This window comes from Stenotrophomonas sp. FR024, from assembly GCF_047500745.2.
Taxonomy (GTDB): Bacteria; Pseudomonadota; Gammaproteobacteria; order Xanthomonadales; family Xanthomonadaceae; genus Stenotrophomonas; species Stenotrophomonas maltophilia_A.
Window position 1 is genome coordinate 339,199 of the sequence record NZ_JAXAXM020000003.1, and the last position, 6,582, is coordinate 345,780.

Consider the following 6,582-nt stretch of genomic DNA (forward strand, 5'->3'; position numbering starts at 1 on the left):
GCCGGCCGCTGGCCGGCACCTACTGCCCGCGTGATGTGAATCCAACGAGGTTGCCGGCCAGCGGCCGGCACTACCTCCTGCCATCCGGCAGTACCGATGGAAGTCATTCCCATGAAAAGTGCATCCCTGTTTGTTTCCATTGCCGCCGCGCTCGCGCTCGCCGGCTGCTCCACCCTGGTGCCGAAGAACACCGCCGTTGCTCCGGCCATTCCGGCGCAGTGGCCGGCCGAGGCCGCGCAGGGCGAGGTGGCCGATGTCGCCGCCGTCGGCTGGCGCGACTTCTTCACCGATGCGCGCCTGCAGCAGGTGATCGACCAGTCGCTGCAGAACAACCGCGACCTGCGCGTGGCCGTACTCAACGTTGAACGCGCGCGCGGCCAGTACCGCGTACAGCGCGCCGACCGTGTGCCCGGCGTGGCAGTCACCGGCCAGATGGACCGCCGTGGTACCGACGCCGGTGTCACCGAGCAGTTCACCGCCGGTGTTGGCGTAGCCGAGTTCGAGCTGGATCTGTTCGGCCGCGTGCGCAATCTCAGTGAAGCGGCGCTGCAGCAGTACTTCGCCGTGGCCGCCAACCGCCGCAACGCGCAGCTGAGCCTGGTGGCCGAGACCGCCACGGCGTGGCTGACCTACGGGGCTGATGCGCAGCGGCTGAAGATCGCCGATGCCACGCTGAAGACCTACGAGGATTCGCTGCGCCTGGCCGAGGCCCGCCACGAGCGTGGTGGCAGTTCGGCGCTGGAGCTGACCCAGACCCGTACCCTGGTCGAGACCGCACGTACGGATGCTGCACGCCTGCGTGGCCAGCTGGCCCAGGACCGCAACGCGCTGGCGCTGCTGGCCGGTGGCCAGCTGGATCCGGCACTGCTGCCGGACAGCATCGAACCGCAGCTGCTGGCACTGGCACCGCCGCCGGCCGGCCTGCCCAGCGACGTGTTGCTGCAGCGCCCGGACATCATGGCCGCCGAACACCAGCTGCTGGCGGCCAACGCCAACATCGGTGCGGCACGCGCGGCGTTCTTCCCGAGCATCTCGCTGACCGGCAGCATCGGTAGTGGTTCGAGCGAATTGTCCAACCTGTTCGACAGTGGCACCCGCGTGTGGAGCTTCCTGCCGAAGATCACGCTGCCGATCTTCCAGGGCGGCAAGCTGCGCGCCAACCTGGCCATCGCCAATGCGGACCGTGACATTGCGCTGGCGCAGTACGAGAAGTCGATCCAGGTGGGCTTCCGCGAAACCGCCGATGCGCTGGCGTTGAACGTCAGCCTGGATGAGCAGGTGAGTTCACAGCAGCGCCTGGTGGAAGCGGCCGAACAGGCCAACCGCCTGTCGCAGGCACGCTACGACGCTGGCCTGGACAGCTTCGTGACCCTGCTTGATGCGCGCCGTACCGCCTACAACGCGCAGCAGACCCAGCTGCAGGCGCAGCTGGCCCAGCAGGCCAACCGCATCACCCTGTACAAGGTGCTGGGCGGCGGCTGGCACGAGCGCGGGTAAGCAGTGCTTCTGGTAGGTGCCAACCTTGGTTGGCACCTACCTGGAGATCGAGGGTAATGCCGGCCGCGGGCCGGCATTGTCATTCCAGAGCGTGTGCGCTACACCGCTTCATCGTCGCGCCGCGCTGCGTGGCAGGCGCGTACCCGCGCCAGCGCGTCGCCGGCTTCGCGCGCCATCTGCTCGTACTCGCGGCGGATCTCCTCCAGCCGCTCCTCGTCCAGTTCTTCCAGATCCAACAGTTCGTTGTTGGCTTCGGCCGTCGCGCGGATCAGCTCGTCCAGCTTGATCTGCATCGCGGCGGTATCTGCGTTCTGCGTGTGCTGGATCAGGAACACCATCAGGAAGGTGATGATGGTGGTACCGGTGTTGATCACCAGCTGCCAGGTGTCGTTGAAACCGAATACCGGGCCACTGATGCCCCAGATCACCACGATCGCTACCGCGGCCAGGAAGGTCCACGGCGAGCCGGTGGCGGCCGCGGCCTTCTTGGCGATCGTATTGAACAGGTTGCGTGCTTTCATCGTCGTCGTCCCACTCAGGTGACGAGGATGATCGGCAGCGGCTCGTGCAGGGGCTGTGCAGCTCAGGCGCGCAGGCGCGGGGCGTCCTGCAGGCGCACCGGGCTGGTCTGGTAGACGTGCTGCCAGCAACGGTCGACGAATTCGCGGGCCTGGGCTTCGCTCAGGCGCGGCATGATCTGCAGGGCGTACTGGGTCTGGAACATCTCGTCGCGCTGCGCATTGCTGGCGCGCGGCTGGGTGATCAGCGAATCGCAAGCGAACTTGATCCACGGTACGTACGAGCCGAACGAGTTGTGCGCCAATGCACCGTCGGCATGCTGGCGGCGCCAGTGGTCAAGCTCAGCGTCAACATTGATGACCGGGGGAATGGTGGGGACTTCGGCGTGCATGTCGATCCAATCGGTTGAAGTGGATGGGAGTGGGGGTTCATCGCAGTGTGGCCCGGACCCCGGTGGATACCGCGTCAGGGAGATGTGCAGCCGGCGTTGCGATTGCCTATCAGTTGCGCATGCTCGACCGCGCCCATCTCTTCGGCCATGTCGGCCATGGCATTGCAGAGGCGTTCGTGTTCGAGCGGATGGCCGCGCACCAGTTCCAGCTGCAGGCCCTGGTAAGCGGTCCAGAACCGGGCGCCACGCTGATGCAGCGCGAACTGCTGCTGCAGGCGCTTGCGGATGGCGTCAAGGATCGGGTCGGGCGTGGGGCGTACGGCGTGCGCGCACATGGCTGGCTCCGCCGGGGAAGGAAGGTCCCGGTAGCCCCACCCTAGGCGCGACGCTGGGGCGGGGTGTTACCGCAGCGTGTGCACGGGGCACGGCTGACTGTGCGCGGGTTCACGGCTGGCGCCGCAAACGCTGCCGGCACTAGGGCGTGCCGGCACTGAAGCGTTCATTAAGCGGGTTCAACAGCACACTGCGTGGTGCTCATTCACCGATGTCTTCGTTCCAGATCTCGGGATGCTGCGCAATGAAGCCGCCGAGCAGATCGACGCATTCCTGGTTGTCGAGGTCGATTACGTTGACGCCGTTTTCGCGCAACCAGTCGATGCCGCCCTGGAATGTGCGCGATTCGCCCACCACCACGGTGCCGATGTTGAACTGGCGCACCAGGCCCGAGCAGTACCAGCAAGGCGCCAGCGTGGTGACCATGATGGTGTCCTGGTAGCGGCGCTGGCGGCCGGCCTTGCGGAACGCATCGGTTTCGCCGTGCACCGACGGGTCGCCTTCCTGCACGCGGCGGTTGTGGCCGCAGCCGAGCAGGCGGCCGTCGTTGTGGTACAGCGCCGCGCCGATCGGCACGCCGCCCTCGGCCAGGCCCTGGCGGGCTTCGGCGATGGCGGTCTGCAGCAGGGCCTGGTAGTCGGGCGTGGTGATCATGCGGGGCTCCGGTAAGTCGTGGCCCGCCATGATACGGGCAGGGGGTGCCGCTGGCCCCCGGCGGTGCGATAATCGGGGCCATGAGCGAATCCCCCTACAAAGCCGGTACCACCCATTTCGGGTTCCGCGACGTCGCCGCCAAGGACAAGCAGAAGCTGGTCGGCCAGGTGTTCACCTCGGTCGCGCGCAACTACGACCTGATGAACGACCTGATGAGCCTGGGCGTGCACCGGGCGTGGAAGCGCTACTACGTGGCGACCGCGCAGGTGAAGCCGGGCGACCGTGTGCTCGACCTGGCCGGCGGCACCGGCGATATCGCCGCCCTGCTGAAGGAGCGCGTTGGCGCCGAGGGCTCGGTGGTGCTGGGCGACATCAACGCCGGCATGTTGTCGGTCGGCCGTGACCGCCTGACCAACCGCGGCCTGGTGCTCGGCCTGGACTACGTGCAGTGCAACGCCGAAGCCCTGCCGTTCCCGGACAACAGCTTCGACCTGGTCACCATCGCCTTCGGCCTGCGCAACGTGACCGACAAGGACGCTGGCCTGCGCGAGATGTACCGCGTGCTGAAGGTGGGCGGCCAGGCCCGCGTGCTGGAGTTCTCCGAAGTCACCGCCGACTGGTTCAAGCCGATCTACGACTTCCACTCGTTCAAGATCCTGCCCAAGCTGGGCAAGCTGTTCGCCAACGATTCGGACAGCTACCAGTACCTGGCCGAGAGCATCCGCAAGCATCCGCCGCAGGATGAGCTGAAGGCGATGATGGGGCAGGCCGGCTTCGAGCGCTGCCACTACAAGAACCTGACCGGCGGCATTGTTTCGATCCACTCCGGCTACAAGCTGTAAGCCCTGCCCTGATAGGTGCCAACCTTGGTTGGCACACGCCTGCACCGGGCGCTGACACATCCGTGCCAACCAAGGTTGGCACCTACCGGTAGAGGCCAACCTTGGTTGGCATGCGCCCGAGGCGCAGCGCAGCCCCGGCCGCCCGTACCGCGTCCGCCACCATTCCGGTAGAGGCCAACCTTGGTTGGCATGCGCCGGAGGCGCAGGATCGGCCCCGGCCGCCATTACCCCGCACCGCGCAACGCCTGCTGAGCCGGAGGGAGTTACCATTGGGGGTCTGATCCCCGTAACGGTCCCGATTCATGCGTAATCCGCTGATGCTCCTTCCGCTGGCCGTGGCCCTGGCCGCCGGCTGCTCCCAGGAGGCGGCCGCGCCCGCCGCCGCCCCGACTGCCGAAAAGGCCCCCGCCGCCCCCGTGAACGCCGAGAACCGCAGCCACGACGAAAGCTCGTACGCCGAGCCGGACAAGGTCGTCATCAAGGACATCGCGCTGGATCTGAAGCTGGACTTCGACCAGAAGCAGATCGGCGGCACCGCCACCTACACCCTGGAATGGAAGCAGAAGGACGCCAAGCAGCTGGTGCTCGACACCCGCGAGCTGACCGTGTCCAAGGTCGAGGCCGTCGCTGCCGATGGCGCGCGCAGCCCGTTGAAGTTCGAGCTGGCCGCCGCTGACAAGGTGTTCGGCAGCAAGCTGACCATCGAAGCCCCGGAACAGCCGGCCAAGGTGGAAGTGACCTACCACACCGCGCCGACCGCCTCGGGCCTGCAGTGGCTGGCACCGTCGATGACCGAGGGCAAGAAGCTGCCCTTCATGTTCAGCCAGTCGCAGGCCATCCACGCCCGTTCGTGGGTGCCGCTGCAGGACACCCCGAGCGTGCGTTTCACCTACAGCGCGCACGTGGTCTCGCGCCCGGACGTGATGGTGCTGATGAGCGCCGACAACGATCCGAAGGCCGCGCGTGACGGTGACTACACCTTCAAGATGCCGCAGCCGATTCCGTCCTACCTGCTGGCCATCGCGGCCGGCGACCTGGTGTTCGAGCCGATCTCCGGCCGCTCCGGCGTCTGGGCCGAGCCGACCATGGTCAACAAGGCCGCCAAGGAATTCGAAGACACCGAGAAGATGATCGGTGCCGCCGAGAAGCTGTACGGCGAATACCGCTGGGGCCGCTACGACATGCTGGTGCTGCCGCCGTCGTTCCCGTTCGGTGGCATGGAGAACCCGCGCCTGACCTTCGCCACCCCGACCGTGATCGTTGGTGACAAGTCGCTGGTCTCGCTGGTCGCCCACGAACTGGCGCACAGCTGGTCGGGCAACCTGGTGACCAACGCCAGCTGGAAGGACATCTGGCTCAATGAAGGCTTCACCACCTACGTCCAGGGCCGCATCACCGAAGCTCTGTACGGCAAGGAAATGGCCGAGATGGAGAAGCAGATCGACCAGACCGACCTGCTGGCCGAAGTGAAGGACATGAGCCCGGCCGACCAGGCGCTGGCGCTGCCGCCGCTGAACGAGCGTGACCCTGACGAAGCCCTCAGCCAGGTCGCCTACGTCAAGGGTTCGTGGTTCCTGGAATTCCTGGAGCAGCGCTTCGGCCGCGAAACCTTCGATCCGTTCCTGCGTGGCTGGTTCGATGACCACGCCTTCCAGAGCGCGAACACCGACCAGTTCGTCGAGTACCTGAAAAAGAACCTGCTGCCGAAGAATCCGTCGGCAGTGACCGAGGCCGAACTGAAGGCGTGGCTGGACGAGCCGGGCATCCCGGCGTTCGCGGCCAAGGCGCAGTCGCGCAACTTCAGCAGCGTCGATACCGCGCGCATCGCCTTTGCCAGCGCCGGCACCGTGCCGAGCAGCCAGGTCATCGCCGACTGGAGCACGCAGGAATGGGTGCGCTTCATCGACGGCCTGGGCGCGACCCAGCCGCTGGACAAGCTGGCCACGCTGGACAAGGCCTTCCACTTCACCGGCACCCCGAATGGCGAAATCGCCATGCGCTGGTACCCGCTGGCGATCCGCAGCGGCTACGAGCAGGCCAATGAAGGCGCGGCCGCCTTCATCGAGCGCGTCGGCCGTCGCAAGCTGATCCTGCCGATCTACGCCGAACTGGTGAAAACTCCGAAGGGGCTGGAGCTGGCCAAGCAGGCCTTCGAAAAGGCCAAGCCGGGCTACCACCCGATCACCACCGCCTCGGTCCAGGACATGCTGGCCAAGGCCGAAGCCAAGTAAGAAAACGCGCCGGGCATCCCCCGGCGCTTTTTTTGTAGAGTCGAGATCCTATGTTCGTGGTCAAGCCTGCTGGAAGCAGGCTTGACCCACCTTCAGCATGGCCGGATCGAAGTCC

General features: G+C 66.4%; 7 protein-coding genes. 3 read left to right on the top strand and 4 right to left on the bottom strand.

Going from position 1 to position 6,582, the window contains the following annotated elements; genetic code table 11:
* The first annotated feature begins 96 nt into the window (after positions 1–96).
* Positions 97–1,497: a multidrug efflux RND transporter outer membrane subunit SmeF gene (gene smeF / locus ACMZ91_RS05645; RefSeq protein WP_134951031.1), complete on the top strand. Its 1,401-nt coding sequence runs from the start codon at positions 97–99 to the stop codon at positions 1,495–1,497.
* Between the two features lie 98 nt (positions 1,498–1,595).
* Here smeF and ACMZ91_RS05650 read toward each other — a convergent pair whose 3' ends face one another.
* From ACMZ91_RS05650 to ACMZ91_RS05665, 4 genes are all read right to left on the bottom strand, one after another.
* On the bottom strand, positions 1,596–2,018 hold the full coding sequence (locus tag ACMZ91_RS05650) for a low affinity iron permease family protein (RefSeq protein ID WP_032129005.1): 423 nt from the start codon (positions 2,016–2,018) through the stop codon (positions 1,596–1,598).
* A gap of 62 nt (positions 2,019–2,080) precedes the next feature.
* On the bottom strand, positions 2,081–2,407 hold the full coding sequence (locus ACMZ91_RS05655; RefSeq protein WP_049463228.1) for a hypothetical protein: 327 nt from the start codon (positions 2,405–2,407) through the stop codon (positions 2,081–2,083).
* Between the two features lie 74 nt (positions 2,408–2,481).
* Positions 2,482–2,742 (bottom strand): hypothetical protein, encoded by a 261-nt coding sequence (locus ACMZ91_RS05660; RefSeq protein ID WP_049399251.1) that lies wholly within the window; start codon positions 2,740–2,742, stop codon positions 2,482–2,484.
* A 199-nt stretch (positions 2,743–2,941) separates the two neighbouring features.
* A complete protein-coding gene (locus ACMZ91_RS05665; protein WP_049399252.1) occupies positions 2,942–3,394 on the bottom strand; it encodes a nucleoside deaminase in 453 nt (150 codons plus the stop codon).
* A gap of 80 nt (positions 3,395–3,474) precedes the next feature.
* Here ACMZ91_RS05665 and ubiE point away from each other — a divergent pair, with 80 nt between their 5' ends.
* Together ubiE and ACMZ91_RS05675 are read left to right on the top strand one after the other, a co-directional pair.
* Positions 3,475–4,236, top strand: a complete 762-nt coding sequence (gene ubiE, locus ACMZ91_RS05670; RefSeq protein ID WP_005411082.1) for a bifunctional demethylmenaquinone methyltransferase/2-methoxy-6-polyprenyl-1,4-benzoquinol methylase UbiE — start codon at positions 3,475–3,477, stop codon at positions 4,234–4,236.
* A 302-nt stretch (positions 4,237–4,538) separates the two neighbouring features.
* A complete protein-coding gene (locus tag ACMZ91_RS05675; protein ID WP_142806765.1) occupies positions 4,539–6,467 on the top strand; it encodes a M1 family metallopeptidase in 1,929 nt (642 codons plus the stop codon).
* Positions 6,468–6,582: the final 115 nt, after the last annotated feature.